Annotated in this window: 21 protein-coding genes; 12 read left to right on the top strand and 9 right to left on the bottom strand. The window is 70.6% G+C overall.

Going from position 1 to position 23,630, the window contains the following annotated elements; translation table 11 throughout:
- Positions 1–1,200: 1,200 nt before the first annotated feature.
- From ACIF80_RS23540 to ACIF80_RS23525, 4 genes are all read left to right on the top strand, one after another.
- Positions 1,201–1,404, top strand: a complete 204-nt coding sequence (locus ACIF80_RS23540; RefSeq protein ID WP_399807844.1) for a cold-shock protein — start codon at positions 1,201–1,203, stop codon at positions 1,402–1,404.
- Between the two features lie 229 nt (positions 1,405–1,633).
- A complete protein-coding gene (locus ACIF80_RS23535) occupies positions 1,634–2,518 on the top strand; it encodes an alpha/beta fold hydrolase (protein ID WP_399807841.1) in 885 nt (294 codons plus the stop codon).
- The gene (locus ACIF80_RS23530) at positions 2,518–3,795 is read left to right on the top strand and encodes a SpoIIE family protein phosphatase (RefSeq protein ID WP_399807838.1); all 1,278 of its coding nucleotides are present in this window, start codon (positions 2,518–2,520) and stop codon (positions 3,793–3,795) included. The genes ACIF80_RS23535 and ACIF80_RS23530 overlap by 1 nt, the downstream gene beginning before the upstream one ends.
- Positions 3,792–4,145 (top strand): STAS domain-containing protein, encoded by a 354-nt coding sequence (locus ACIF80_RS23525; RefSeq protein ID WP_399807836.1) that lies wholly within the window; start codon positions 3,792–3,794, stop codon positions 4,143–4,145. Before ACIF80_RS23530 ends, ACIF80_RS23525 begins: the two co-directional genes overlap by 4 nt.
- 175 nt (positions 4,146–4,320) lie before the next feature.
- On the opposite strand, the gene ACIF80_RS23520 is transcribed toward ACIF80_RS23525, so the two are convergent.
- Positions 4,321–5,358, bottom strand: coding sequence for a cytochrome c oxidase assembly protein (locus ACIF80_RS23520; RefSeq protein WP_399807833.1), 1,038 nt, complete (start codon positions 5,356–5,358; stop codon positions 4,321–4,323).
- A complete protein-coding gene (locus ACIF80_RS23515) occupies positions 5,355–5,846 on the bottom strand; it encodes a DUF2243 domain-containing protein (RefSeq protein ID WP_399807831.1) in 492 nt (163 codons plus the stop codon). The genes ACIF80_RS23520 and ACIF80_RS23515 overlap by 4 nt, the downstream gene beginning before the upstream one ends.
- Before the next feature lie 264 nt (positions 5,847–6,110).
- Here ACIF80_RS23515 and ACIF80_RS23510 point away from each other — a divergent pair, with 264 nt between their 5' ends.
- Positions 6,111–6,611 (top strand): metallophosphoesterase family protein, encoded by a 501-nt coding sequence (locus ACIF80_RS23510; protein ID WP_399808240.1) that lies wholly within the window; start codon positions 6,111–6,113, stop codon positions 6,609–6,611.
- 60 nt (positions 6,612–6,671) lie between these two features.
- Here the strand turns inward: ACIF80_RS23510 and ACIF80_RS23505 are convergent, their stop codons facing one another.
- The 3 genes from ACIF80_RS23505 to ACIF80_RS23495 form a co-directional block, all read right to left on the bottom strand.
- The gene (locus tag ACIF80_RS23505; RefSeq protein ID WP_399807829.1) at positions 6,672–7,514 is read right to left on the bottom strand and encodes an MBL fold metallo-hydrolase; all 843 of its coding nucleotides are present in this window, start codon (positions 7,512–7,514) and stop codon (positions 6,672–6,674) included.
- 138 nt (positions 7,515–7,652) lie between these two features.
- Positions 7,653–8,543: an SDR family oxidoreductase gene (locus ACIF80_RS23500; protein WP_399807826.1), complete on the bottom strand. Its 891-nt coding sequence runs from the start codon at positions 8,541–8,543 to the stop codon at positions 7,653–7,655.
- A 128-nt stretch (positions 8,544–8,671) separates the two neighbouring features.
- On the bottom strand, positions 8,672–9,997 hold the full coding sequence (locus ACIF80_RS23495; protein ID WP_399807823.1) for an APC family permease: 1,326 nt from the start codon (positions 9,995–9,997) through the stop codon (positions 8,672–8,674).
- 130 nt (positions 9,998–10,127) lie between these two features.
- Here ACIF80_RS23495 and ACIF80_RS23490 point away from each other — a divergent pair, with 130 nt between their 5' ends.
- Together ACIF80_RS23490 and ACIF80_RS23485 are read left to right on the top strand one after the other, a co-directional pair.
- Positions 10,128–10,583 carry an SRPBCC family protein gene (locus tag ACIF80_RS23490; RefSeq protein ID WP_399807820.1) on the top strand — a complete coding sequence of 152 codons (456 nt, stop codon included), beginning with the start codon at positions 10,128–10,130 and terminating at the stop codon, positions 10,581–10,583.
- Between the two features lie 79 nt (positions 10,584–10,662).
- The gene (locus ACIF80_RS23485; protein WP_399807818.1) at positions 10,663–12,327 is read left to right on the top strand and encodes a phytoene desaturase family protein; all 1,665 of its coding nucleotides are present in this window, start codon (positions 10,663–10,665) and stop codon (positions 12,325–12,327) included.
- A 195-nt stretch (positions 12,328–12,522) separates the two neighbouring features.
- On the opposite strand, the gene ACIF80_RS23480 is transcribed toward ACIF80_RS23485, so the two are convergent.
- The 4 genes from ACIF80_RS23480 to ACIF80_RS23465 form a co-directional block, all read right to left on the bottom strand.
- Positions 12,523–13,011 carry a (2Fe-2S)-binding protein gene (locus tag ACIF80_RS23480; RefSeq protein ID WP_399807816.1) on the bottom strand — a complete coding sequence of 163 codons (489 nt, stop codon included), beginning with the start codon at positions 13,009–13,011 and terminating at the stop codon, positions 12,523–12,525.
- A gap of 15 nt (positions 13,012–13,026) precedes the next feature.
- Complete coding sequence (locus ACIF80_RS23475; RefSeq protein ID WP_399807813.1) at positions 13,027–15,333, bottom strand: molybdopterin cofactor-binding domain-containing protein; 2,307 nt, start codon at positions 15,331–15,333, stop codon at positions 13,027–13,029.
- Positions 15,334–15,646: 313 nt separating this feature from the next.
- Complete coding sequence (locus ACIF80_RS23470) at positions 15,647–16,870, bottom strand: oxygenase MpaB family protein (RefSeq protein ID WP_399807810.1); 1,224 nt, start codon at positions 16,868–16,870, stop codon at positions 15,647–15,649.
- Between the two features lie 120 nt (positions 16,871–16,990).
- Positions 16,991–18,220, bottom strand: coding sequence for an oxygenase MpaB family protein (locus tag ACIF80_RS23465; protein ID WP_399807807.1), 1,230 nt, complete (start codon positions 18,218–18,220; stop codon positions 16,991–16,993).
- Between the two features lie 137 nt (positions 18,221–18,357).
- Here ACIF80_RS23465 and ACIF80_RS23460 point away from each other — a divergent pair, with 137 nt between their 5' ends.
- From ACIF80_RS23460 to ACIF80_RS23440, 5 genes are all read left to right on the top strand, one after another.
- Positions 18,358–19,041 carry a TetR/AcrR family transcriptional regulator gene (locus ACIF80_RS23460; protein WP_399807805.1) on the top strand — a complete coding sequence of 228 codons (684 nt, stop codon included), beginning with the start codon at positions 18,358–18,360 and terminating at the stop codon, positions 19,039–19,041.
- A gap of 364 nt (positions 19,042–19,405) precedes the next feature.
- Positions 19,406–21,226: an AMP-dependent synthetase/ligase gene (locus ACIF80_RS23455; protein ID WP_399807802.1), complete on the top strand. Its 1,821-nt coding sequence runs from the start codon at positions 19,406–19,408 to the stop codon at positions 21,224–21,226.
- Positions 21,227–21,285: 59 nt separating this feature from the next.
- Positions 21,286–21,918 (top strand): TetR/AcrR family transcriptional regulator, encoded by a 633-nt coding sequence (locus tag ACIF80_RS23450; RefSeq protein WP_399807800.1) that lies wholly within the window; start codon positions 21,286–21,288, stop codon positions 21,916–21,918.
- Positions 21,919–22,241: 323 nt separating this feature from the next.
- On the top strand, positions 22,242–22,523 hold the full coding sequence (locus ACIF80_RS23445; RefSeq protein WP_399807798.1) for a polyprenyl synthetase: 282 nt from the start codon (positions 22,242–22,244) through the stop codon (positions 22,521–22,523).
- Positions 22,516–23,568, top strand: a complete 1,053-nt coding sequence (locus ACIF80_RS23440; RefSeq protein WP_399807796.1) for a polyprenyl synthetase family protein — start codon at positions 22,516–22,518, stop codon at positions 23,566–23,568. Before ACIF80_RS23445 ends, ACIF80_RS23440 begins: the two co-directional genes overlap by 8 nt.
- Positions 23,569–23,630 lie beyond the last annotated feature (62 nt).

Here is a 23,630-nt window from a genome sequence, read left to right as displayed (position 1 = left end):
GTCTCGGGCCGGCAGCGGATCCGCCGTGTGCTCCATCAGTGGTCGAGGCTGACTATCTCTCCGACTGATGAAAGGAAACCTGTTTCGGCGGGACTAGACATTGGGTGGCGATGTGGTTATGGTTTCTCTCGTAGCCGAGATCGAAGAAGGCCCGGCAGAGACGAACTGCCGGGCAGCAGTACACGCAGTTGCAGTGCGCAGGACGGTGCGGTGGTGGAGTTCCGAAGCCGGAGCGGTTGCAGGACGGGCGACGGGACTGACGACCGGACCGGGTGGCCCGCAGTGATCAGGGGCCGCCGAGCAGTACCCCGCAGTGAAGTCAGTGAGCAGTACCTCGGTGAAGGCGTCGGCTGCGGGCGCGCGCACCGGGAGGTTGGGCAGTGGGATTCCAAGCCGGAGCAGTTGCAGGACGGGCGACGGGGCCGGCTGCCGAAGAGTGGCGCTGTCACAGGTCACAGAGCAGTACGCATCACCAGTAGGACGCAGGAGAGCAGTACCGGCAGCAGGTAAGTGATCGATCCCAGAGGGAAGAAACGGAGGAGCCGGGCGCCATCAGGATCGCCCGGGTCGAAGTCTGAGCCCGGGTACCGCAGGACATCGATAGTGAGGTGGTCTCCGGTCGAGCAACCGCGATCCCCGCACCCCCGGCAGCATCCCGGTCGGGTCTGCGGAAACAGAAGGCCGGCGCAGTACCAAGGCCGGCAGATGGTGTAGCAGTTCCTTCGGGGCCCTGGTGCCAATGGCACCAGGGCCCCTCCACGCGTTCCACGGAGAGGTGCAGTGACAGCAGACGGCTCGTTCGGTCCGCCCGTGGCCCGAGACAGTGCGCCCGGGCTCCGGCGGGTCAGGACGGCGACGGCACTGACGTGTTCGTGAACGGTGGCCGCTCTTTCCGCATCTCCGCGCTCCGGGTGGAGCAATAGCTACGACCGCGAGGTGAGGGTTCAGCGCGCCGCGTCGGGAGTGTTTTTACCCCGACGAGCAGAATGGAATTGCATACCACACGTCGGCCACTATGGCATGTTACTGTCGATAACAGTTGCAGTCTTGGTTCCCATACTTCAAGCGCCTCCAGCGGCACTTTCAGCCGTGGGGAGCATTTTTTGTATTTCCGGTCGTTCCGGGAGAGGCGTCATTGCGGCGACCCGGTATCCGTGCATTACGGATTCCGGCGTGTTCACTGCCCGAAGGAGATATGACATGGCGTCCGGCACCGTGAAGTGGTTCAACGCGGCAAAGGGTTTCGGCTTCATCGAGCAGGAGGGTGACGGCGCCGACGTGTTCGCCCACTTCTCGAACATCGCCGCCCAGGGCTTCCTCGAATTGCTCGAAGGTCAGAAGGTCACCTTCGACATCGCACCGAGCCGGAAGGGCCCGACGGCCGAGAACATCGTTCCGGCCTGACGCCGATGCGCACTCTGCAGTGGAGGGCCGCGCCTCTCGGGGGCGGGCACCCGCTGCGGGCATTTCCCGTAGTGGGCTCACGCGTGGGGCCACCGTCGTCCGTATCCGTACCGGATGCACTGCGGGTCAGATTTCCTTTCGCATTCTGTTCGGCTCTTTCCGGCGATCCTCGCACTGCTCTTGCGTGGCGGGAATTCCTTGATACGGGCCGCATCAAGGAAGGTTCCGAATGAACCTCGCACCTCCGCACGACCACTCCTCCCGCAGCCGTTTCGGCTCGCCCGGTCCGGATGAAGGGAAACCGGTGGGCACGGACATCCGTCGCAGGAACAACGTCACCGTCATCGGTCGTGCGGACGGGCCGGTGCTCCTGCTGGCGCACGGATTCGGCTGTGACCAGAACTTGTGGCGCCTGGTGGTCCCCCTGCTGGCAGAGGATTTCCGATTGGTGCTCTTCGACTACGTGGGGTCCGGCGGCTCGGACCCTTCGGCCTGGAGCGAGCAGCGTTACAACTCGTTGGAGGGCTACGCCTCGGACGTGCTGGATGTCTGCGAGGAACTGGACCTGCGGGACGTGATCTTCGTGGGGCATTCGGTCAGTGCCATGGTCGGGGTTCTCGCGGCGGCCAAGGCACCCCAGCGGTTCTCCCGCCTGGTGATGGTGACTCCGTCGCCCTGTTACATCGACGAGGACGGATACCGGGGCGGGTTCAGCGCGGACGATATCGGTGAGCTGCTGGAGTCGCTGGAGTCGAACTATCTGGGCTGGTCGGCGGCGATGGCCCCGATGATCATGGGCAACGCGGACCGGCCCGAACTCGGCCAGGAGCTGACCACCTCGTTCTGCGCGACCGACCCGGAGATGGCTCGGGTCTTCGCCCGCACGACGTTCCTGTCCGACAGCCGCGAAGACCTCAAGACGGTCGCGGTGCCGACCCTGGTGCTGGAGTGCAAGCAGGACGTGATCGCCCCCCGCGAGGTCGGTGCCTACGTCAACGACGCGATCCCGGGCAGCCGCCTGGTCACGTTGGAGGCGACGGGGCACTGCCCGCAACTGAGCGCACCGCAGGCCACCGCGGTGGCGATCACCGACTTCATAAAAGAGGTCCGCTGATGAGCCGGAGCAGTCAGTGTCCGGACGGAGAGCAGGACATGGAAGCCACCAACGCGGCCTTCACCGGCCTGCTGGAGGACAGCACAGAGGAACTGTACGACCAGGCGCCCTGCGGTTACCTGTCGACGCTGATGGACGGCACCATCGCGAAGATCAACACCACCCTTCTGGAGTGGCTCGGCCTTTCACGGCAGCAGGTGGTGGGCCGGATGCGGTTCACCGATCTGCTCACCGTGGGCGGCAAGCTCTACCACGAGACGCACTTCGCTCCGCTGTTGCAGATGAGCGGCGAGGTCAGCGGCATAGCCCTGGAGATCAAAACCGCCGACGGGCAGCGGATGCCGGTGCTCGTCACCTCGAAGGTGAAGACCAGCGACGACTGCGGACCGATGCTCGTCCGCACCACGATCTTCGACGCCCGTGAACGCCGCGCCTACGAGACCGAGCTGCTGCGCGGACGCCAGGCAGCCGAAGAAGCGCGCCGACAGGCCGAGGTCGACCGGAAACGACTCCAGGAAGCACTCGCCGTCCTCCAGCAGAGCCTGCTGCCCGCCGAGCTCCCCACGGTTCCGGGCCTGGAGGCCGACTCCTACTACCACACCGCCTCTCCGGAGCTTCTCGGCGGAGACTTCTACGACCTGTTCCCCCTCGGCGCGAACCGGTGGGCGTTCTTCCTGGGCGACGTGTGCGGCAAAGGCCCCCAGGCCGCCGCGGTCACCTCACTGGTCCGCTACACGCTGCGGGCGGCAGCCCTGCACGACGAGGACCCCGTCACCGTACTGACCACCCTGAACACCGTGCTGCATGAGCGGTACACCAGCGGCGACCCTCGGTACTGCACCGCCATCTTCGGCGTCCTGCACCCGGGCAGCGACCACGTCGGCGTGCACCTGGCCTCCGGCGGCCACCCCTCCGCACTGATCCAGCGTGCCGACGGCACCGTGCATGACCTGCCCACCCCCGACGGCATGCTCATCGGCGCCCTGCCCCAGGCACAGTTCACCCCCGCCCGCACCCGGCTGTTCCCCGGCGACACCCTGCTGCTCTACACCGACGGTCTGACCGAAGCCCGCACCGGCCCCGAGCGTGAGCTCTACGGCGAGGACGCCCTGCGTGCCTTCACCTCCGAACAGCCCGCCACGGGGCCCCGGGCCCTCATCGCCGCTCTGGCCGGGCTCCTCGCCGGCTTCGGCGACGGACTCGACGACGACACCGCGCTGCTCGCCCTCGGCGTGCCCGCCCCGCTTCTCACCCCCGCGAGTGAAGACCTGACATGAGCCCGCTGACAATCACCGCCCGAGACGCAGTCACCGGTCCCGTACTGGAGATCACCGGTGACCTCGACCATACGACGGCACCCGAACTCCGTCAGGCCGTGAACCGTCTCACCCTGACCGGCGGGCAACTGCTGGTCCTGGATCTGGCCGGCCTGGAATTCTGCGACTCCAGCGGCATCACCGCTTTACTGGCGGCACGCAACCTGGCCGTGGAACAGAGCGGCGCCATGGCCTTGGCCGCGGTCCCCTCCAACACCGCCCGGATCCTGCGCATCGCCGGCCTGGACCGAGTCTTCACCTTCCACCCCGACACATCGACAGCCACCAAGTCCAGCTCCACAGGCCGCTGATCATCAGGACCGCGCCACCGGACACGGGACCGAGCCGCGGGAACGGAGCGATCCCCTTCTCGACGTGACGTGCCGATGACCTCGTACACGAAATGCGCGGCGATTCCCGAGCCCACCGCAGAGGGACTCTGCCCCGTGATCGTGCAGCCAGGGTGTGCCCCGCGGCCCGTTTCCCTCAACGGGGTCGACGAGCAGCGTCCGTCCCCTTGTTGCTCCGGAGCCGTCGCGACCCTTGCTGCACGACTTCCGAGAAGCCGAAGGTGTTGCCGTCCGGGCGGTCGGCCGCGGGCTGTGCGTCCGCCGTGAGGGGGCCGCTCTGTTCGGGCACGGCCCCCGGGCGGGCGGCGGCAGGGGGCGCGGCTTCCTGTCCGGCCGGTGCCCCGGTCACCGCTCGTGGCCCGGTGGCCGAGGCCGCCCGGCGTCGGTGGTGCCTCTGGGCGCGGCCGGTCGCCCGGTACCAGGAGGCGGCCAGTACGACTCCGAGCGCGGCTTCCACCAGATCGCCGCCGTAGTACATGACCTGGGCTCCGGTGTGCAGGTCGGCGGTGGTGAGGACGGCGCCGGGCGGCGGCGACGCGTACAGGGTCTTGGCGAGCACGGCATGCGCGGCGCCGGCGGCCAGCAGGGTCGTCCCGCGCAGGGGCAGGCGCCAGCGGCGGCGTACCGGGTCGAGGCGGCAGACGGCGAAGGTGAAGAGCAGCCCGGCGGCCAGGACGTGCGCGTGCACCACGGCGTGCAGCAGGGGACGGTGCTGCATGGTCGCGAACAGTTCCGTGCGGTACAGCAGCCACAGCCCTCCGACATCGAGCAGTGCCGCCAGTGGCGGGAAGACCAGCCAGCCGACGGGGCGGGAATGCGCGAGAGCCGGCAGACGCCGCCGTGCCGCGCCGGGAGGCAGAACGCGCAGGGCCAGAGTGAGGGGGCGGGCCAGCACGAGCAGCAGGGGGGCCGCCATGCCCAGGAGCAGGTGCTGGACCATGTGGGCGGTGAACGGCCCGCCCGGCAGCGGGCCCGCGGCCGCCCACGCCACACCGGCACTCCCGGCGGTGAAGGACACCACCCGCCACCGGGGCCAGGTGTCCCCGCGGCGCCGCAGACGGCCCGCTGCCGTCCCGTGGGCGACGGCCGCCAGGAGCGCGGCCACCACGGTGGCCTGCTCCCACAGGCCCGACAGGCCAGGGCCTGCGGCCGGGTGGACGTGCGCGAGGATCACGACGCCGGCCCGTCCCGCCCGAGGCGGGCGGCGCGGACACCGAGCACCAGGCCGGTCAGGAGCAGAACCAGGCCGCCGAGGTTCCACGCCCAGTCGTACGGGACGAGGTCCACGCCGTAGCGGATCTGGTGCAGGCGCAGCAGCTTGTGGTCGACGATCCCGTCGAACAGCTGAAAGATCCCCAGCCCCAGGAAGAAGCCGGCCCACGCGTGGGCCGGGGCCAGAGCGCGGCGGCGGCGAAGGTCCGCGTAGAGGAAGAACCCGGCGACCAGCGCCAGCAGCTCACCGGTGTGCAGCAACCCGTCCGACAGGAGACCCACGCTGGTGGTGGAGCGGTCGTAGAAGTGGTGCCACCCCAGGATCTGGTGGAAAACGATCTCGTCGACCGCGGCCATCACCGCCGCCCCGATCACACCGCACACCACCATCGACCTGCGCGGCTCAGGCTGTGCCCGGCGGACAGGGTGCGGGTGGACCGATGCGTTCATGAGGGCTGCCTTCCCGATGCGGACTCCGCCTGCCGACCCGTACGCCTACCCCCTCACCGGGCGGCGAGTCGGCCGACCGCGGCATCCGGGTGAGCCGCCCGGCAACCGGGCGGCGCCCCGTCCGGCCGGAGGCTTCAGGGGGACGGAACGGGGTACTCAACGGGGCGTGATCAAGCACGCACCGCGGCAGGGACCGGCCGCGAACGACCGCCCGGCGCCGCGGGCGCTGCCGCGCCGCGTCGGGGGAGGAGAACGGTGTCACCCGTGAGGCTGCTGCTGGTCTCCGACACGCATGTGCCGCTGCGCGCCAAGCGGCTGCCCTCCGAACTGCTGGACGAGATTGAGCGGGCCGACGTCGTGGTGCACGCGGGGGACTGGGTCGACGCCCCCACGCTCGACCTGCTGGAGGCGCGCGCACGGCGGCTGATCGGCGTGTTCGGCAACAACGACGGTCCTGAGCTGCGCGAGCGGCTGCCCGAGGTGGCCCGGGCGGAGCTGGGAGGCCTGCGGTTCGGCGTCGTCCACGAGACGGGCCCGGCGCGGGGCCGGGAGGCCCGCTGCGCCCAGCGCTTTCCCGACCTGGACGTCCTGGTCTTCGGTCACAGCCACATCCCCTGGGACACCAGTGCGCCGGGCGGACTGCGCCTGCTGAACCCGGGGTCGCCGACGGACCGCAGGCGGCAGCCCCACTGCACGTACATGACTCTCGTCGTGGCGGACGGCGTGCCGGGCGAGGTCACCTTGCACCGGCTGCCGAGGCGCTGACCGGCGGTCCGCCCGCCGCGCGGCAGAATCCGCCGCGTGGCAGAAGCCGGTGCAAGCCGGTCAGGCGACGTTCACCGTCGGGCCGTCCGGCGTGATGGTCGCCACCCGGCCCCGGTCGCAGTGGACGACCCGCTCACCGAGGCCGCGACGGTCCATCTCCTCAAGAAACGCGCTCAGCGGCGACTTCATCACCGTGTAGTCGTCGTAGTGCACGGGAAGTGCGAACCGCGGACCGAGACGCCGGCTGAGTTCCGCTCCTTGCCTGCCGTCCATGGTGACCACGAAACCCCCCGGCAGCCGGGTGCCGCCCAGGTGCAGGACCGCGAGGTCCGTGTCCGGGTAGCGCCTGCCGATCTCCTCCATTCCGTCGAAGAGGAGCGTGTCCCCCGACACGTACACGCGCAGGCGCACCGGCCCGCCCACCGGGCCGAATTCCAGCATGCTCCCCATGACCGGCGGCAGGAGACCGCGCAGAGGCCCGACGGCGTGGCGTCCGGGCATCGCGGTCAGGCGAACCTGGTGGCCTTCCTTGGAGAAGGTGTGGTGCTGCCAGTCGCGCAGACCTCTGGCGTGGCGGAAACCCTGAAGGGCCCGGAGAAACCGCGCCGCGTGCGGGGTGGTGAGGACGGGCAGGGCCCGGTCGAGGTTTCTGCGGGCCACCCGGTCCCAGTGGTCCCCGTGCAGGTGGGAGAGAACGACGGCGTCGAGGTCGGCGGGGAGCTGATCCACGGTGAGGGCGGGTTCCTTCAGCCGCTTCGTCAGCAGTCCGTACCCCAGATGCGCGTGCTGCCCGCGGTGCAGGAAGTTCGGGTCGGTGAGCAGGGTCAGGGCTCCGTACCGTACGAGCAGGGTCGCGTTGCCGATGAACTGGATGTGCACCGCTGAGTCGGCCGACGACGGCATCGTGACTCCTTCCCTGTCCGGCGCGCCCCCGCGGCACACGCCTGCCACGGGCGGCCTCTCCCTGAGGCGCCACCTCCGCCGGGCGGGCGCTGCGGGCGCCTGCCCGGCGGACGCTCGCGGGGACGGCCGGCGGATCGGTTACGGGAGAGGGGTGCCGCCGGTGGCGTTGACGATCTCGGCGGTGATGTAACTCGCCTGGGGCGAGGCGAGGAAGACGTAACAGGGGGCCATCTCCGCGGGCTGGGCGGGCCGGCCCAGAGGGGACTGCTTACCGAACTCGGCCGTGTCGGGCAGAGTCGCGGGAATCAACGGTGTCCAGACCGGACCGGGCGCCACCGCGTTGACCCGGATACCGTCCTGCGCCACCATCTGCGCGAGGCCCTGGGTGAAGGTGACGATCGCGCCCTTGGTCATGGCGTAGTCCAGCAGATGCGGGCTCGGCTTGTACGCCTGGACCGAAGCGGAGTTGATGATGCATCCGCCCTTGGGCATGAAGGGCAGCGCCATTTTGGACAGCCAGAACATGCCGTAGAGGTTCGTGCGGACCACACGGTCGAACTGTTCCGTGGAGATGGCACTGATTCCCTCGGGCTGGGACATCTGGTAGGCGGCGTTGTTGACGAGGATGTCGATGCGCTCGAACTCGGAGACCGCTCGTTCGACGAGTTCCCGGCATTGCGTTTCTTCGCGGATGTCGCATACGACCGCTACGGCCTTTCGCCCCGCTTCCTCGATCAGCCGCACTGTCTCGCGGGCATCCTCCTCCTCCGACTCCAGATGGCTGAACAGCACGTCGGCGCCCTCGCGTGCGTAGGCGAGCGCGACGGCCCGCCCGATACCGGAGTCCCCGCCGGTCACCACGGCCTTGCGGTCGGTGAGGAGGCCGTGCCCCCGGTAGGACTTCTCACCGTGGTCCGGCGGCGGGTCCATGGGGCCCGTCCAGCCCGGAACCGGCTGCTCCTGCTGGGGAAATTCCGGCTGGGGGTGCTTGGTCACGGGGTCGTGGGAGCCCTGTTCGCCGTTCGTCATCTTCTGCCTCCGGTTTCGTAAAAAAGGGGGATTTACCTGTTCCCGGAACGGAGCGGCCGAATCCATGGGGTCTTTCCCGCGTGGGCCGTCCGGGGAAGGCGGCACAGCCACCCGTACGGCGGGTTCGTTCAGCGGTTGTGCCGCGACCGTGCTGCGGCGACGACGCCGAGTGCCGCGCCGGCCGCCAGGACGAGGAGCCCTCTCCACCAGACCTCGCGTTCGATCTGTGTCGCGAGCACGACGCAGGACACGGCCCCGAGGACCGGTACGACGGTCGGCGCCCGGAAGTGCTCCCGAGGGGCAGCATCGCGGCGCAGCACGAGCAGCGAGGTGTTGACGAGGAAGAAGACCACGAGGAGGAGCAGGACCAGGGTGGAGGCGAGCGTGGACACGTCGCCGGTCAACGCGAGGAGCAGGGAGAGGCCGGTGGTCGTGGCGATGGAGGCCCAGGGCGTGCGCCGGCCGGGCAGCACCTTCGTCAGGAAGCGGGGCAGGAGACCGTCCCGTGCCATGCCGTAGGCCAGGCGTGAGGACATGATGCCCGTCAGCAGGGCTCCGTTCGCGACGGCCACCAGGGCGATGGCGCTGAAGAGTTCCGTGGGGACTCCGCCGGCGGCCCGGACGACTTCGAGGAGCGGTCCGCTCGATTCGGCGAGCCTGCCGGTCGGCACGGCCGCGGCTGCGGCCACTCCGACCAGGGCGTACACCGCACCCGCGGTGATCAGGGCGCCGAAGAGCGCCCTCGGGTAGGAGCGGCGGGGAGTAAGGGTCTCTTCGGCCACGTTGACGGATGTCTCGAACCCGACGAAGGAGTAGTAGGCGAGCACCGCTCCGCTCAGCAGGGCTGCCACGGGTCCCTCGTGCGGGGTGCCCAGGTCGGTCAGTCTTCCCGTGTCTCCGTCGCCGCGCAGCACGATCCAGGCACCGAGCCCGATCACGAGCAGCAGTCCGCCGACCTCGACGACCGTGGCGGCCGCGTTGGCCCGGGTCGACTCGCTGATGCCCCGCGCGTTCAGCAGAGCCAGCGCGGCCAGGAAGACGATCGTCACAAGCACCACGGGGAGGGAGACGAACTCGGACAGGTAGTCGCCGCCGAACCCGCGGGCGAGGGCGGCCACCGACACGACGCCGGCGGCGAGCATGCAGAAACCGGTGAGGAAGCCGACGAAAGGCCCGTAGGCCAGGACGGCGTAGTGGGACGCGCCGCCCGCACGCGGGTATTTGGTGACCAGCTCCGCGTAGGAGGCGGCTGTCAGCAGGGCCAGGCACAACGCCGCCAGCAGGGGAGCCCATACGGCACCGCCGGATGTGGCGGCGACCTCGCCCACCAGGACGTACACGCCCGCGCCGAGGACGTCGCCGAGAATGAAGAAATAGAGCAGTGAAGTGGTCAGACCCTTCTTGAGCGGTGCGGAGGAGTCCGAGGTCGGGGGCGCGTCGGCGGGAGTTCTCACGTGGTGCCGTATACCCGGCGGGACGTCCGACAGGCGGCGGATCCGTCGGATGCTTGCGAGAGTGAATGCGTAAGTCCGAAAGGGCCGGGCACGGGAGAGGCCGGTGCATCCGACGAGATCTGGAGGACCGATGGCCGCACGACACCGATTGATCGAACGTTCCGTGGACGAGGTGTGGGCGGTTCTCGCGGACGCTACGCGGTACGGCGACTGGGTGGTGGGAACGTCGGAGTCGCGGCCCGAAGAGGGCGTGTGGCCGCAGGTCGGCTCCAGCATCACGTACACGATCCGGCTGGGACGGTGGTCGGTGGCGGGAAGCACCGTCGTCCGGCGGTGCGAGCCCCCCGGTGTGCTGGAACTGGAGGCCGACAGCGGCCGGCTCGGCACCGCCCGGATCGCCCTGGAGGTTCGACCGTGGGGCGAGAACACCTTGGTGACCATCGACGAACACCCCCTGCGCGGCCCGGGCGGGACGCTCCACAACACCGTCGTGGACGCGCTGATCCAACTGCGCCACCGCAACATGCTCGCCCGATTGGCGGACACCGTCGAGAGGACCCCCAAGGGCACGCACCAGGCGATCTGAGGCGGCCCCCGCGGCTGCCCGGAGCGCACGGCAGAGCGGCAGGGCGGACTCGGACCGGCGAGAACACCAGGAGGCAACGATGCCGGACGCGGTGGTCATCGGTGCGGGACCCAACGGTCTCGTCGCCGCGAACAAGCTCGTCGACGCGGGATGGAGCGTGGAGGTTCTGGAGGCCCAGCCGGAACCCGGCGGTGCGGTCCGCAGCGATCACGGCGCCCACACCGACTACGTGAGCGACGTCTTCAGCGCCTTCTACCCCCTCGCCGCCGCCTCCCCGGTCCTCGCGGGTCTGGACCTCGGGAAGGAGGGGCTCACCTGGAGCCACGCCCCGCGCGTCCTGGCGCACCCGTTGCCGGACGGCCGGTGCGCCGTCCTCGCGCGCTCAGCCGCCGACACGGCCGCGGGCCTGGACACGTTCACGGCGGGCGACGGGGACGCCTGGCTCGACCTGTACACCGCGTGGGAGCGCCTGAGCCCGGACATCCTGCGGGTGCTCTTCACCCCCTTCCCTCCGGTGCGGGCCTCCCTCCGGCTCGCCGCCAGGCTCCGGGCGGCCGGGGGCCTCCGCCTGGCACGGACCCTGCTGCTGCCCGTCCGCCGCCTGGGGGAGGAGTCGTTCCGCGGCGAGGCGGGACGGCTGCTGCTCGCCGGCAGCGCGCTGCACGCGGATCTCGGCCCCGAAGCGGCGGGCAGCGGAGGCTTCGGATGGCTGATGTGCATGCTCGGGCAGGCCTACGGCTTTCCCGTGCCGGTGGGAGGAGCCGGGGCGCTCACGGCGGCCCTGGTGCGCCGGCTGGAGCGGCGCGGCGGTGCGGTCCGCTGCGGGGAGCGCGTGACCGAGATCGTCGTACGCGGCGGGCGGGCCGTCGGCGTACGCACCGCGGGAGGCGAGTCCGTACCGGCGCGTCGTGCCGTACTCGCCGACGTGTCCGCACCGGCGCTGTACGGCGAACTGGTCGACGAGCAGCACCTCCCCGGCCGGCTGCTGGAGGACCTGTCCCGGTTCCAGTGGGACTCCGCGACCTTCAAGGTCGACTGGGCGCTGAACGGCCCCGTGCCCTGGACGGCCGGACAGGCGGCCTCGGCGGGAACGGTCCACCTGGCCGACGGGGTCGACGGTCTCACCCGCTTCGCCGCCCAGCTCGCGACGGGCCGGGTGCCCGACCGGCCCTTCCTCCTCTTCGGGCAGATGACCACCACGGACCCCACCCGGTCACCGGCCGGTACCGAATCGGCCTGGGCCTACACCCACGTCCCGCACCGGATCAAGGGCGACGCGGGCGAGGACGGGCTGACCGGGCTCTGGGACCGGCGGGAAGAGGAAGCCATGGCCGACCGCATGGAGAACGAACTCGAACGCTGGGCGCCGGGATTCCGCTCCCGCATCACAGCCCGGCGCGTTCTCTCGCCCCGCACACTCGAGTCGATGGACGCCAACCTCCACGAGGGCGCGATCAACGGCGGAACGGCGTCCTTGCACCAGCAGCTGATGTTCCGGCCGACACCCGGCACCGGGCGCCCCGAGACGCCGGTGAAGGGCCTGTACCTCGCCTCGGCCTCCGCACACCCCGGCGGCGGTGTGCACGGCGCCCCCGGCGCCAACGCGGCCGGTGCCGCACTGAGCGGCCTCGGCCGCCTGCACTCGGCCCGCGTGCCGTGGAGCACCCGCGCCGGGAGGAACACCGGGGAGCAGCCGCCACAGCGGCGCAGCAGCGGTACGGGTGCTCTCGGCCGGGTGGAGTAAGCCGCCCGGCCCTCCGCCTGGCCGCGTCGACATGCGAGACCCCCGTTCGACACGTTCAGGTCACCGGACGGCCGAACAGCCGCTGAGCGCCGGGGCGGCGGCCGGGGCGACGTTCGCGGGACGCGGAAAAGCGGCTGGTGTCGCGGACATCCGGCCATGCCAGTGGGGTTGCTGGAGCAAATTGACTGAATCGGGTCACCCCCGTCGCCGCATGTCCTCGGCCCCGGCCCTGATCGCTTCGCGGATGCGGAAGTAGGTGCCGCAGCGGCAGATGTTGCGGATGCCGTCGAGATCGGACTCGGTGATGTCCCGGCCCTCCTCGGTGACCCGGCGGACCAGGGCGACCGCGGCCATGATCTGGCCGGGCTGGCAGTAGCCGCACTGGGCCACGTCCTGGTCGATCCACGCCTGCTGCATCGGATGCAGGTCCGTGCCGGTGCCGGCCGACAGTCCCTCGATCGTGGTCACCTCGTCCGTGGGCCCGAGGTCCTTGACGGGGACCGCGCAGGGGTTGACGGCCTTGCCGTTGAGGTGGCTGGTGCACGCCTTGCAGACGTTGATGCCGCACCCGTACTTGGGGCCGGTGACGCCCAGGACGTCGCGCAGCACCCACAGCAGGCGCTCGTCGTCGGCGACATCGACGGTGACTTGTTCGCCGTTGAGGCGGAAGGTGTGCTGGGGCACGGGTTCTCCAGGCGGTCAGCGGACGTGGTCGAGGCCGTCGGTGGGCGACGCGGGGACGGGCGGGACAGTGGGCTTCGGTTCGAAGGAGAGCGTGCCGTGGTTGATGGGGAAGACCGTGGGCATGGTCCCGGTGGCACGGCCGTACGCGCAGGCGACCGCGGCCATCGACGCGGCCACGCCCAGTTCCCCGGCGCCGCCGGGTCTCCCCGTGGTGGCCGGCATGACGATGACGTCCAGTTCGGGCGGTGTGTTCCACTGCCGGGTGTAGAAGTAGTTGTCCCAGCTCGCCTCGAGGAAGTGCCCGTCGCGCAGGTGCAGGCTGGAGGTCAGGGTCAGGGCGATGCCGTCCATGAGGCAGCCCATCATCTGCGCCTCCAGACCGCGCGGGTTGACGGCGAGACCGACGTCCACGGCCATGACGGCCTTGGTGACGCGGGGGCCGGTCACACCGTCGCGGATGGGGCGGTCGACGGTCCCGGGGCGGCAGTCGATCTCCACCAGCACCGCGCTGACGGAGTGGTACTCGGAGTGGAACGCGATGCCCTGGGCCGTGCCCGCCGGCATGCTCCGCCCCCAGTTGCCGGCCTCGGCGACCTTGGCCAGCACGGCCCGGTACCGCTCGTCGCGCAGGAAGTCGTGCCGCAACCGGTAGGGGTCCTTGTCCATCCTGGCGGCGAGCCGGTCGACGAGGAGTTCCCGGGCGCAGGTGACGTCGGGGGAGTAGACGTTGCGCATGCTGCCGGTGTTGAAGCTCTTGTCGGTTTCGCTCAGGAGCCGGCTGTTGGCGCCGAAGTCGTAGGGCATCGACTGGGAGAGCTGGAAGAACGTCTCCGAGAATCCGATGTCACCCACCGGCAGTTTCGCGGCCAGGGCGGTGAAGATCTCTCCGAGGCCGTGGCCGAGGTCGGTGGAGACGCTGGTGTGCCGCTGCCTGTAGCCGAGGACGGTGTCGCCGAGGTGGGCGATGCGCACGCGGGAGGTGGCCATGGGGTGGACACGGCCCTGGCGGGAGTCGTCGGCGCGGTGCCACATGAGCTTGACCGGTTTGCCGATCTTCCGGGAGATCTCCACGGCTTCCAGCGCGGCGTCGAAGAAGAGTTTGCGGCCGAAGGAACCGCCGCCCTCGGTGACATGGACGGTCACCGCGCCGAGCGGCAGGCCGAGCTTGGCGGCTATCGCCTCCTTCGCGACGATCGGCGCCTTCAGACTCGACCAGACCTCGGCGCGGTCGGGGCGTACGTCGGCTATCGCGCAGTTGGGCTCCAGCGCGCTGTTGCTGCGGAAGTGGAAGGTGAACCTGCCCTCCACGCTCGGCGTCAGCGGTGGCAGCCCGAGCGGCAGTTCGGCGGCCTGCAGTTGCCTGAGCACGGACTCGTCGGACTTGCCCGCCGCGCTCCCGGCCCTCCACGACACTTTCAGGGCGCGCACGGCGTCGATGCACCGGCCGAAGGTGGCCGCGCGCACCGCCACCCCGGTCGACATCACGACGACGTCGGTGACCCCGGGCATGGCGCGGACCTCGGCCTGATTGGACACCGACCCGACCTTGCCGTTGATCGTCGGCGGGCGGCACACCATGGTCGGCAGGGCGTCGGGGACGTCCAGGTCCATCGTGAACTTCTTGCGTCCGGTGACCGCGGCGAGGGCGTCGATACGACCGTGCGGCCTGCCGACGACGGTGAATTCGTCGTGGGGTTTGAGGTCCACGGCCACCTGCTCGGTCCGCACGCTCGCGGCCCTCCCGGACAGCGCCCCGATGCCGACGCTCCGGCCGCCCGGACCGGTGACGACTCCCGCCCTCAACGTCAGTTCGGTGACGGAGATGCCCCATTCGGCCGCCGCTGCCCCGAGCAGCCGGCCCCGGGCGACGGCCGCGGCGACCCGGATCGGGGTGTAGGTGGAGAACGTCGTGTTCGATCCGCCGGTGAGCTGATTGAACAGCAGCTCCGGTCGCGCGTCGGCCAGGGTGACGTGCACCCGTTCCAGGGGCACGCCCAGTTCCTCGGCGATCAGCATGGCGGTCGACGTGGTGATGCCCTGTCCCACTTCGGTCCGCGGCAGGGCGAAGGACACCGTGCCGTCCTGGTCGACCTCGACCGTGATCAGGCCGGAGGTCGGCAGGGCCGCCGCGGTCATCACGTCGTTGAGGTCGACCAGTTCCGTGATCTCCGGTGAGGGGATGTCCGCCCGCGCCTCGGACGCGGGGACGAGTTCCGCCGCGGCCATCAGCGTCGGAGCCGCCAGCACGTATCCGAGGAACCGGCGTCTGCCGACACCGTGCGCGCCGGATTCCGGCGGGACGGGGTGTTCAGTGCCGGGCATCGGCGCCCTCCCCGGGTCGCGTGGGCGGCTCCGTCCGTCCGGCGACCCGTGCGCGGAGCGCTGTCGCCGTTCCGTCACTGCGCAGTCTCGTCATGTTCCCGTCTCTGCAAGTCGGTTCCGGGCGCACACGTTGCCGTGGGTCCGCCCGGGTGGCAAGGGGGTGTACGCCACGGACGGCGACGACACGTGATGTGCGTGTGCGTGTGCGTGTGCGTGTGCGTGTGCCGCGGGGCGCCGGGGTCCGGGGCTCCGCCGGCGAGGACGGGACCCCGCGCCCCGGCGGCACCGGGTGCGGTGCGGAACGCGGAGTGGTTCAGGAGGGGCGGTTGGCGTCGGGGATCTCGAGGTGGATGTCCCTGCCCTCGGACATGAAGAGCAGGACGAACCGGCGCAGGGCCTCCTCCAGGGTCCAGGCGATGGACGGGATCAGCGGCAGCGGGATCAGGCCCTCGCGGAAGGCCACCACCAGGGGCCAGGCGTTGTTGATGACCGGCTGCAGGAGCGGTTCCCGGTCCAGCCCGATCTTGTCGCCGACGCTGTCGCCGACGATGTACCGGGAGAACGCGTTGATCAGGGGTTCGGTGAGGCCGGCGTCGACCTCGGCGACGATCTCGAGGATCGCGTCGGTCAGCGCCTCGCCCTCGGAGGTGTTGGCGATGATCGGGTCGAGGACCTGCTTGGACTGGGAGTCGGCCTCGGCCCAGGTGGCGGGGATGTACTCGTCCCGGATGCCGAGCATGTGCGCGGTCACCTGCCACACGTGCAGGAAGCCCTCCCGCTCGGTGGCGGTCATCGGGACCTTCCACTTTTTCAGCGTGCCCATGACATACGTGGGCAGGCTGTGCCAGGTGACCATCATGTCGGCCTGGCTGATCGGGATGGTCTGGCCGCCGCTGGTCCTGGACCAGCCCGGGGACTGCGGCAGCAGGTGCCGCACGGCCGCGTGCACCAGCCGCGTCCGCACCGAGGTCGCGATCATCGAACCCTGCGGCTTGTAGGCGTACAGGTCCCCGACGTCGTACCCGAGCTTGGCGGTCTTGGCGACCCGGTCCTTCATGTCGGCGCCGCCCTTGGAGTAGTACACGGCGCGCGCCTCCCGGGGGATGGCGGTGCTCAGCAGCCCGCTGCCCAGGCCGTACAGGATGCCGGTGTAGAGCCCCTTCTTCCTGGTGAAGCCGACCGCGTCCTGGAGCTTCCCCGTGTCGGCCCAGGAGGGCAGCCTGCGGGCCTCCTCCATCCAGTCCCGCAGATCCCCGGGGAGTCCGGCGGGCAGCGGCTGGTCGTTGCGGAGCCAGTTCCGCAGCAGGTCGTTGACCCGGGGCACCTGGCCCCGTTCGATCACTTCGGCGATGATCGCGTCGATCTCGTCGTCCCACACCCACTCGGGGTCCAGGCCCGCGCCCTTGCCCGCGACCGAGCCGGCCGGCGACCACGTCCACAGGGACCGCGCGTGGACCGGCGATGCCAGACCCAGTGCCCCGAACGTGCCCAGCGCGCCGCCCGCGATCAGTAGTCTGCGCCTGCTGATTTCTTCCATGGTGTGTGAACTCCTTCTCGGGTCTCACTGGTTGGGGTGCACCGGTGCGCCCGGTGCGGTGGCCTGCCCGGTGCGGTGGTCCGCCGGTCCGGGTGGTCGTGCCCGTACGGCCGCGGTCCCTCAGCCGGGACGGTTGGTGTCGGGGATCTCGATGTGCGTCCCCTGTCCCTTGGTGAGGTAGAAGAGGATGTACTGGCGGATTGCCTCGTCGATCGTCCAGGCCAGCGGCGGCACCAGCGGCAGGGGAATCAACTTCTCCCGGAAGGCGACCAGTTTCGGCCAGGCGGTCGCGATCGCCCTCTCCCAGAACGGCTCGCGCGGGATGCCGTCCCAGTCGGCCACCTGGCCGCCGACCAGGTAGCGGGCGAGCGCGTTGACGAGGGGGCGGTCGATGCCGCCGGGACTGGTCTGCTCGGCGAGCTGGCGCAGCAGGATGTCGGTCAGTTCGACCCCCTCGCGGGTGGGGGCGAGGATCGGGTCGAGGACCTGCCTGGACTGGGCGTTGGCGTCGTCCCAGGTGGCGGGGATGTACTCGTCGCGGATGCCGAGCAGGTGCGCGGTCACCTGCCACAGGTGGAGATAGGCCGCCGACTCGGCGGACGTGAGGGGCACCTTCCACTCGAGAAGCTTCCGCATGGTGTAGGTGGGCAGGCTGTGCCAGGTGACCATCATGTCGGCCTGGCTGATCGGGATGGTCTGGCCGCCGCTGGTGCGGGACCAGCCCGGGGACTGCGGCAGCAGGTGGCGCACGGCCGCGTGCACGAGCCGGGTTTTGACGGCCTGCACGATGACGTCGCCGTCGGGCCGGTAGGCGTTCAGGTCCCCGACGGCGAAGCCCAGCAGGCTCGTCTTGGCGACACGGTCCTCCATGTCGGCGCCGCCCTTGGAGTAGTAGACGGCGCGCGCCTCCCGGGGGATGGCGGTGCTCAGCATGCCGCCGCCCACTCCGTTGAGCAGGTTGAGGTAGAGGCCCCGGGTCTCGTTGAAATCGGCCGCGGTCTCGAGTTTCCCCCGGTCGGCCCAGGACGGAAGCCGTCGCGCCTGCTCCATGAAGTCCCGCAGGTCCGCGGGCAGGCCACTGGGAAGCGGCTGGTCGTTGCGGGTCCACTTGCGGAGCTCCGTGTTGGCCCTCGGCACGTCGCCGCGGTCGATCACGGCGGCGACCAGCCGGTCGACCTCCTCGTCCCAGACCCACTCCGGGTCGACTCCCGCACCCTCGCCCGCCACCGAACCGCTCGGCGCCCATGTCCACAGCGACCGGGCACGGGCCGGCGACGCCACGCTCAGTGTCCCGAACGCTCCCAGCGCCCCGCTCGCGAGTAACACCCTGCGCCTGCTGAGTCCGTCCATCGTTTCGAACTCCTCCTTGAGTCCTGTGGCCCGCTGCTCTGGTTGGTACGATGAAACAGGAAGCGCTTCTCTGTTTCATCAGGGGAGCACAGGCGCGACATGAACGCCAGAGGCTTCACAGAATCAGGGAGGCAATCGTGGAACCCGCTCTGTCGGCCCTCATGGGGCCGTCCGGCTCCCCCTCCGTGCTGGAGATCGCGTTCACCGAAGCCGCCGAAGGCGCCGCCCGGGACGACGAGGTGACCAGGCGTCTGCTCGACGCGGCCTACGAGCAGTTCTGCCGCATGGGCATCAAACGGTCCACCATGACGGACGTGGCGCGGGCGGCCGGTGTCTCCCGGATCACCGTCTACCGCCGCTTCGCCACCAAGGACCAGCTGGTCGAACAGGTCGTACGGCGCGAGTTCCGGCGGTACTTCGACCAGTTCATCGTGGACATCCAGGACGCCGGGACCGTCGCCGACCGGGTGGTCCTGGGATTCGTGAGCTCGCTCAGGGCCATCCGCGACAACCGCCTCATCGGCGGTCTCATGGCCGCCGAACCGGACGCCGTCGTGCCGTCCATGACCGCCGACGAGGGACGCACCCTGGCCGTGGTGCAGCAGTTCGTCGCATCGCGGCTGCGTCAGGAACAGCGTGCGGGCAACGTCGCCGGCGAGGTGGACGTGAGCCTGGTGGCCGAGATGATGGTGCGGGTCTCCGCTTCGTTCCTCGTCATCCCCAGCCATGTGATCGACCTGGACGACGAGGAGCGGGTGCGCGCGGTGGCCCGGCAGTTCCTCGTTCCGATGCTCGGACCACCGCACTCGCCCCACTCGTAGCGTTCGGCCTGCCCGGCCCCTGTCCCCGCCCCGACCCGGTTCCGGCCGCGCGGCGCCTTCGGCGAGGACGGCCATGGACGGCTACTGGCTTCCTGTCAATAGTCCGGGAGGCGTCAACTCGCCTATGACAATTGAGGTGTTGGGCTTCCTCTCACCGGTCGACGAGGGGTTTCGGATCGCCTTGTGCGCACTGTTGACGAGTTGCCAAGAGTGACTCACTGTGGGGACCCGCCCGAGGAGTCCGCTCGAGGACTTTGCCCGTGGGGTCCGCCCGTGGCGTCCGCCCATGAGGTCCGCCCGAGGACTCCGCGCGAGAAGTCCGTTCAACGAGTCCGTGCACGGTTCGCGATGGAGGGAGCCCGCCGTGGCCACAGCGGAGCACATGTCCGAGTCCGTCGAAGGGCTGACGATCCCCAGGCTGTTGCGCCGGAACGCCCGGCAGTTCGGCGACCGTCCCGCTCTGACCACCGGCCCCGGCCCGGAGGCCGGAACCCTGCTGTGGTCGCAGCTGCGCGCCGAGGTCGCCGCTCTCGCCCGCGGTTTCGGCGTGCTCGGTCTCCAGCGCGGCGACCGGATGCTCATCGCGATGTCCAAGCGGGCGGAGCACTGGATCGCCGACCTGGCCGCCGTCCACGTCGGCGCCCTGCCGTGCAGTACGTACGACACGCTGAGCACCGAACAGATCGGAGCCGTGGCCCGGCACAGCGCGGCCACCGTCCTCGTCCTGGAGGGCGAGGAGCAGATGCGGCGCTGGCAGCCGGTTCTGGACGACCTGCCGCACCTGCGCGCCGTCGTCCTCCTCGACTGGAGCGCCGCCCCGGCCGGCGGCGATCCGCGCTTCGTCAGCTACACGGCCGTACGCGGCGCGCTGCCTCCCGACGACGCGGGGTTCGAGGCGCTCACGGACGCCGTCACCCCCGACCAGCCCCTGGCCCTGGTGTACACCTCGGGCACGACCGGTGACCCCAAGGGCGTGGTGCTCTCCCACCGCAACGTGATCCACGAGTCCCTGATGCAGGACCGGCTCTTCCCCGTCCCGGACCACCCCCGGTCGGTCGCCCACCTGTCGATGGGACACATCGCCGAGCGCGTGCTCGGAATCCACCTGCCCGTCTGCAACGCCGGCCACGTCACGATCTGCCCGACGCCCGAGCAGCTCCTGCCCACCCTCCTCGCGGTGCGCCCGCACGGCTTCTTCGGAGTGCCCCGGGTGTGGGAGAGGCTCGCCGCCGCCCTGCGGGCCGGGCTCGCCACGCTGCCCGAGGGGCGGGCCACGGCCGTGGAGCAGGCGCAGAAGACCGCCCTGGAGGCGTACCGCCTGCGCTCCGAGGGCAAGGACGTCCCGGCGGACCTCGCCGAGACACTGGAACAGCTCGACGCGCGGGTCATGCTGCCCGTCCGGGCCGCCGTCGGGCTCGATGACTGCCGCCGGGCCTTCAGCGGCGCGGCCCCGATCCCGGTCGGCGTCCTGGAGTTCCTGGCGAGCGTGGGACTTCCGGTGTACGAGGTGTGGGGTCTGAGCGAGACCACCGGTGCGGCGACGGTGAGCACACCCGAGGCGTTCGCCCCCGGTGCGGTCGGCCGGCCGGGGCCGGGCATCGAGGTCAGGGAAGCCGGCGACGGCGAGCTGTTCGTCCGGGGCCCCGTCGTGTTCGCGGGCTATCTGCGAGCCGACGGCCGCATCGAACCCGGGACCGACGAGGAGGGGTGGCTGCCCACCGGTGATGTCGGAACGGTCGACGCGCGTGGCCTGGTCACCGTCACCGACCGCAAGAAGGAGATCGTCGTCACCGACGGCGGGGAGAACATCGCACCGACCAGGATCGAATCCCTGCTGCGGGCACACCCCCTGGTCGCCCATGCCGTCGTGATCGGTGACCGGCGGAGCTACCTCACCGCCCTCCTGGTGCTGGACGAGGAGAGGGCCCCGCTCTGGGCACGGGAGAACGGGATCACCGCCTCCGGCCCGGACGCGCTGGCCCGCCACCCGCAGGTGCTCGCGGCCCTGGACCAGGCGGTCGCCGAGGCGAACGCGGTGCTCTCCCGCGCGGAACAGGTGAGGAAGCACCGTGTCCTGGCCGGTCCCTGGACCGTGGAGACCGGCGAGCTCACGCCCAAGCTGAGCCTGCGCCGCCGCGCCATAGACGAACTGCACACCGCCACGATCGAGTCGATGTACCCGTAGGCCTGCACCCCGCGTACTTGTAGGCCGGTACCCCGCGCCCCCCGGAAGGAGCCCACCCCATGGGCGTTCAGCGCCAGGCCCGGCGACGTCGCATGGAACCGGACGCCCGGCGCGCCGAGATCCTCGGTGCCGCGCGCGGGCTGTTCGGGGCCAGGAGCTACGGCACGGTGTCCCTCGCGGACATCGCGGCGGAGGCCGGCGTGACCCGTGCCCTGGTGAGCCACTACTTCGGCAGCAAGCGCCGGCTCTACCTGGAGGTGGTCCGGCAGATGATGGTCGTCCCGGCCTCCGTCTCCGCGAGGCTCCCGCCGGCCACCGCGGAGGAGCGGGTGGCGATCTGCGTCGACCGGTGGCTCGAGGTCGTGGAACGCAACCGGGAGATGTGGCTCTCGGCGATCGGTCTGGAGGCGCTCGGCAACGATCCGGAGATCGACCAGATCATGCTCGAGGCCGACGAGATCGCCACGGACCGGGTCCTGGAGGCCGCGATGATGGCCGACGTCACCGTCGGCCGGCAGAAGCTCCGGGCGATGATCCGCGCCCACAGCGGCATGCTGAAGGCCGCCTCCCGCGAATGGCTGGTCCGCGGCACCCTCAGCCGTGGTGACCTGCACGTGATGCTGACGCGCACCGTGCTCCACCTGGTGCACACCGTGTTCCCCGCCCTGAGGGACGACCGGGAACACCCGTGAGTCCCTGCCCCCGCGGCCCCTCGCCGAGGAGAGACGAGGGTCGTGCCCCGAGTCCTGACCGGCGAACGGCGTGACCCGGTCAAGGCGGTGGCCGCCCTCTGCCGCCGCGGCCGACGGTTCGCCGGCGCTCACGTCCGCGGCCCGGCCCGGCCCGCAGGGCGGGGCGCGTACGGAGGGGAGGGGCCGCGGCTCGTACGTCTGTCCCGGTCTGTCGCTCGATCCGGTAAAGCGCTCCCTGCGCGGTGACCGTGGAGTCAAGCTGTCACCGACGGTCGTCGCCGGTCGGCGGCCACGGTGAGTGAACCGGTACGGGGGGCATCGACATGACAGGCACTCCAGGAAGTGGGCCGCGCGCCGACGAGCAGGTGGTTCTGCTCGTCGCAGGGCTGGCGGACCTGGCGGTGAGCACCGTCGGCTCCGCCGTCGGGACGGTCCGGCAGCTACTGCGCCGTTCCGACGGCGCCGACATCGCCAAGGACGCGCAGCAGGACCTGATGTCCCGGGGCCGTATCGCGCTGGACCGCCACACCGTCGCCCCCGCGCACCTGGAGGTGCTGGCCCAGCACGTCCTGGCCCGGCGGGCGGCGTGCGGTGGCGATGTCTGAGCGGTGGGATCCGGCCGCGTTCAAGGAACGCGTCGACACGCTCCTGGGGGATTTCCTTGCCGAGGAAGCCGGACACCTCGTCCGGATCGACCCCGCTCTCCAGCCGGTGGCCGACCACCTGCGGGTGGCGGCCAGGCACGGCAAGCGGCTGCGCGCGGCCTTCTGCTACTGGGGGTGGCGCGCCACCGGCCAGCCCGACAGTGACGCCCTGCTGCGAGCGGCGGCCTCCATGGAACTGGTCCACGCGGCGGCGATCGTCCACGACGACCTCATCGACGACAGCCCTCTTCGCCATCACCTGCCCACCGTCCACGTCTCCCTGGAGACCGCCCTGGCCGGGCGATCGCGGGCGCGTGCCGCCGCCCGCTCCCTGGCCATGCTGATCGGTGATCACCTGGTGGCACTCGCCGGGCAGTTGTTCGCCGTGAGCGGTCTGCCCGCCGCCTACCTCGCCCGGGCCCGGCCGATGTGGGCGCGGCTCGCCCGGGAACTGGTCGCGGGGGAGTGCCTGGAGATCCTCAGCACGGGCACCGGCCCGGACCCGGACGTGTCCATGAAGGTCGTCCGCTACAAGACCGCCAAGTACACCGTCGAGCACCCCCTTCTCATCGGGAGCCTGCTCGCGGGTGCCTCCCCCGCCCTGCGGGCCGGCCTGTCCGCCTACGGGCTGCCGCTGGGGGAGGCGTTCCAGCTGCGCGACGACCTGCTGGGGCTGTTCGGCGAGCCCGGGGAAACGGGCAAGGACAGCCTGGACGACATCCGGGGCCATCGGCCCACCACCCTGCTGGCCAAGGCCTGGCAAGCCGCTCCTCCCGCCCAGCGTGAACACCTCGCCCGCGTGTTCGGACGCCGGGACCTCGACGAGGAACAACTGAAGGAAGTAAGGGAGTTGATGACCGCACTCGAGGCGCCCCAGGAGGTGGAACACATGATCGTCTCCCGGGTGAGGGAAGCAGTCGGCCACCTCGACGGGCTCGGCATGTCCCGGCACGCACGGGGGGCCCTCACCGATCTGGCCCGCTCCGCCACCGACCGCCGCACCTGACGCCACCGACCGACCCGACTGATCCGCCCGTAAAGGTTGTCGGCCCAGGTGCCGTGCCACCC

This window comes from Streptomyces sp. NPDC085927, from assembly GCF_044540975.1.
GTDB classification, from domain to species: domain Bacteria; phylum Actinomycetota; class Actinomycetes; order Streptomycetales; family Streptomycetaceae; genus Streptomyces; species Streptomyces hirsutus.
Note: the sequence above shows the minus strand (reverse complement) of the source record. Positions and strands in the feature narration are given on the sequence as shown.

Excerpts from the sequence above, each read along its gene's own strand:
- ACIF80_RS23440 (WP_399807796.1), top strand. The coding sequence starts at position 22,516 with ATGTCTGAGCGGTGGGATCCGGCCGCGTTCAAGGAACGCGTCGACACG.
- ACIF80_RS23490 (WP_399807820.1), top strand. The coding sequence starts at position 10,128 with ATGGCCGCACGACACCGATTGATCGAACGTTCCGTGGACGAGGTGTGG.
- ACIF80_RS23540 (WP_399807844.1), top strand. The coding sequence starts at position 1,201 with ATGGCGTCCGGCACCGTGAAGTGGTTCAACGCGGCAAAGGGTTTCGGC.
- ACIF80_RS23525 (WP_399807836.1), top strand. The coding sequence starts at position 3,792 with ATGAGCCCGCTGACAATCACCGCCCGAGACGCAGTCACCGGTCCCGTA.
- ACIF80_RS23465 (WP_399807807.1), bottom strand. The coding sequence starts at position 18,220 with ATGGACGGACTCAGCAGGCGCAGGGTGTTACTCGCGAGCGGGGCGCTG.
- ACIF80_RS23475 (WP_399807813.1), bottom strand. The coding sequence starts at position 15,333 with ATGCCCGGCACTGAACACCCCGTCCCGCCGGAATCCGGCGCGCACGGT.
- ACIF80_RS23450 (WP_399807800.1), top strand. The coding sequence starts at position 21,286 with ATGGGCGTTCAGCGCCAGGCCCGGCGACGTCGCATGGAACCGGACGCC.
- ACIF80_RS23445 (WP_399807798.1), top strand. The coding sequence starts at position 22,242 with ATGACAGGCACTCCAGGAAGTGGGCCGCGCGCCGACGAGCAGGTGGTT.
- ACIF80_RS23535 (WP_399807841.1), top strand. The coding sequence starts at position 1,634 with ATGAACCTCGCACCTCCGCACGACCACTCCTCCCGCAGCCGTTTCGGC.
- ACIF80_RS23470 (WP_399807810.1), bottom strand. The coding sequence starts at position 16,870 with ATGGAAGAAATCAGCAGGCGCAGACTACTGATCGCGGGCGGCGCGCTG.
- ACIF80_RS23485 (WP_399807818.1), top strand. The coding sequence starts at position 10,663 with ATGCCGGACGCGGTGGTCATCGGTGCGGGACCCAACGGTCTCGTCGCC.
- ACIF80_RS23500 (WP_399807826.1), bottom strand. The coding sequence starts at position 8,543 with ATGACGAACGGCGAACAGGGCTCCCACGACCCCGTGACCAAGCACCCC.
- ACIF80_RS23505 (WP_399807829.1), bottom strand. The coding sequence starts at position 7,514 with ATGCCGTCGTCGGCCGACTCAGCGGTGCACATCCAGTTCATCGGCAAC.
- ACIF80_RS23515 (WP_399807831.1), bottom strand. The coding sequence starts at position 5,846 with ATGAACGCATCGGTCCACCCGCACCCTGTCCGCCGGGCACAGCCTGAG.
- ACIF80_RS23530 (WP_399807838.1), top strand. The coding sequence starts at position 2,518 with ATGAGCCGGAGCAGTCAGTGTCCGGACGGAGAGCAGGACATGGAAGCC.